Origin of the sequence: Caballeronia terrestris (assembly GCF_001544515.1) — a bacterium.
Lineage (GTDB): Bacteria > Pseudomonadota > Gammaproteobacteria > Burkholderiales > Burkholderiaceae > Caballeronia > Caballeronia terrestris.
Genome location: NZ_FCOL02000382.1, coordinates 1 through 1,502, shown reverse-complemented (window position 1 = coordinate 1,502; position 1,502 = coordinate 1). Strand labels below are relative to the sequence as shown.

Sequence of the window (1,502 nt, the reverse complement as noted above, 5' to 3'; positions counted from 1 at the left end):
GTCTCTCTATTGATCCAGTCCTCGTCATCTACTCGCACATTACCAGTCATTATCTTTCCATAGGATGACTAATCTATACGAGGTTAACATAACTTCTCTTGGAGTTGTGGGTAATTGCAAGCGACGTGAGACGCATACGGATCTGTGCACTGGACACGATTCGCCCGGACGCCGGCTCGCCAGTTTCGTGCTTTGCGCGACCGGGCCATTCGGCGTCATGTTGCTGCCTGCGGTCATAGCCGTGTTGCTGCTCGGAAAGTCGCGAGGGCGCCTGTCTCTCGCGCCTTATTTCCTTGCATGTGCGTTGCAGCTTTCGGCCTACGCGACGGGTCATGCGCCAGCGCACGCAGCCTCGTTCGCGGGTTTTCACTGGATCGCGGATTATCTTCGTGGCGCGCTCTACGAGGTGTTCTGGCCGCACGCCGTCAGGGCAGATGCGCCCCCGCCGTTTCGCGTCGCGATCATCGTCGCGCTGGGTTCGCTTGCCTGCCTAAACGGGCGGAACGCGACACGAGTCGCGGCGCCCCTCTTCGCGTTGGCGGCCATGCTATGGGTCGTCGGCGTTTTCCGGCAAGGCACGCCGGATGAACTCGTACATTGGCAGGCTATGGCGCACGTTATGTTTTTCTGCCGGAACTATGCATGGCCGTCGGCTTGCTGTTCGCCATCGCGCGAGGGAGGACGTGGATCGGCAGAGGAGCCGCGGTCTTGTTGCTGCTCGGCATGATGCTGAAGCCGGCCGTGATATCTTCTTCCGCCGCGGATTCGACGGTCGTTTCGCGCGATGGCGACGTGGTCCATTTCGCGTTTCCGCCCGCAAGCGCGCTCAGCATTGCGGCGAAACATTAATGAACAGGCGCTGTTGCGCTGCGCCGTGGCAGACAGGCGAATCGCACTAGACGCCGCATCAACCGCGTTTCAACGACCCTCTCAGACATGCCAGATCCCGTTATCCATGCCCCGGGCATTCCAGTTCTTCTAGTCGGACTTGTGGCTTTCGGACTGGCGACCGCCATCGTCCGCGCTTCGGCGTTCTACTCCACCCTGGTTGCGAAGGAAATCTCGCAAAAGCGCTTTCACGCGATCGACGGCTTGCGCGGCTATCTGGCGCTAGGCGTCGTGTTTCATCACATTATTATCAACCTTCACTATTATCAAACGGGCGTGTGGGGCCTGACCGCGTCGAGACTGACGACGTTTCTCGGCCGCGGATCGGTGGCGTTTTTCTTCATGATCACGGCTTTTCTATTTTGGAGCCGCGCCCTCGATGCGCTCGGACACCTGGACAGCTATCGCTTCTACGTGTCGCGTCTGCGTCGCATGGTGCCGATGTATGTGGTCAGTGCGGCGCTGGTTATCTTCACCGCACTCGCGCTGACACACTTTCATCAGGGCGAAAGCATTTCAGACCTGATTCGCCATACTTAGTCGGTCTTGCAGAATCGCGCGAAGCCAAGCGCAGCGTGCGGATAGGTGCAGATAAGCAGTTGCGAAACTCCCAG

Annotated in this window: 2 protein-coding genes; both read left to right on the top strand. The window is 58.9% G+C overall.

Features of this window, described 5'->3' with window-relative positions; all coding sequences use genetic code 11:
* Positions 1–642: 642 nt before the first annotated feature.
* Complete coding sequence (locus tag AWB67_RS37600) at positions 643–849, top strand: hypothetical protein (protein WP_087660834.1); 207 nt, start codon at positions 643–645, stop codon at positions 847–849.
* Between the two features lie 87 nt (positions 850–936).
* Positions 937–1,428 carry an acyltransferase family protein gene (locus AWB67_RS37595; protein ID WP_087660833.1) on the top strand — a complete coding sequence of 164 codons (492 nt, stop codon included), beginning with the start codon at positions 937–939 and terminating at the stop codon, positions 1,426–1,428.
* Positions 1,429–1,502: the final 74 nt, after the last annotated feature.

Excerpts from the sequence above, each read along its gene's own strand:
- AWB67_RS37600 (WP_087660834.1), top strand. The coding sequence starts at position 643 with ATGGCCGTCGGCTTGCTGTTCGCCATCGCGCGAGGGAGGACGTGGATC.
- AWB67_RS37595 (WP_087660833.1), top strand. The coding sequence starts at position 937 with ATGCCAGATCCCGTTATCCATGCCCCGGGCATTCCAGTTCTTCTAGTC.